General features: G+C 56.4%; 1 protein-coding gene. It reads right to left on the bottom strand.

The window, feature by feature from the left end; genetic code table 11:
- Positions 1 to 34: 34 nt before the first annotated feature.
- The gene (locus HRQ87_RS19990; protein ID WP_174140210.1) at positions 35 to 646 is read right to left on the bottom strand and encodes a hypothetical protein; all 612 of its coding nucleotides are present in this window, start codon (positions 644 to 646) and stop codon (positions 35 to 37) included.
- Positions 647 to 731 lie beyond the last annotated feature (85 nt).

The raw sequence follows: 731 nt of genomic DNA, 5'->3' as shown, positions 1-731 counted from the left end.
CACACGTCTGCTTCTGACCAGTGCTAAATCAGCTTCAAAAATGTCTTGCTATGCAGAAGCTTTCCACACAGGACATTTCGCACTCCTTGGCACTAGTATTGATGAAAAAGCTAACGCAAAAAACATGTGATGTCTCCAAAAAGCGACCAATGGCGGCAGGTCGCCGTCTATTGCACGCCAAAGGCCTGTGCCCATGCGGCATACATCGCTTCACGTGGTGGCAAGTCCGCCCAGCTGTGCATCGGGTCTTGATGGTACCGGTGGCCCACAGCAGGCTCAAGAACAGGTGCTGGCCCTCTTCGGCCTGCGAAAACGCCGCATCGCGCGCTGCGGGCAGCGCGGCATCGATGACTGCTTTGGTCACTTGCATCCGGTCCGCCAGATGGGCCTGTATCAGTGCCTTGAGCGTATCGGGTTCAACCCGCCTGGAGGGGTCCAGATCACCCAGCCGGCTGACAACATCGGCCCAGTTGTCGATCATTGCGCCGCGTGGAGAAACAACCCATGAGTCATTGAACGTGGCCTCAAGAGCTTTGTGCCGGTCGGTCTGTTCCGCGTCCCGAATGATGCGACTGAGCTCCGGGGCATTCGTCCCTTCGAACAGCCAACCGCCGAAGTGAACCATCACATGCGCAAGGTAGATCATTGGTGGCTGCGGCGCAGGTCTGAGGCTCTTTGCTTTCAATCAGTCGGAGGCTTCAATAGACTTAAAGTACAAACGCACAGCAGAG

This window comes from Parasulfitobacter algicola, assembly GCF_013315265.1.
Lineage (GTDB): Bacteria > Pseudomonadota > Alphaproteobacteria > Rhodobacterales > Rhodobacteraceae > Parasulfitobacter > Parasulfitobacter algicola.
The sequence above is the reverse complement of the archived record's forward strand: the minus strand, read 5'-3'. Positions and strand labels throughout refer to the sequence as shown.

Bases quoted from the DNA above. Each gene is read 5' to 3' on its own strand.
- HRQ87_RS19990 (WP_174140210.1), bottom strand. From the start codon at position 646: ATGATCTACCTTGCGCATGTGATGGTTCACTTCGGCGGTTGGCTGTTC.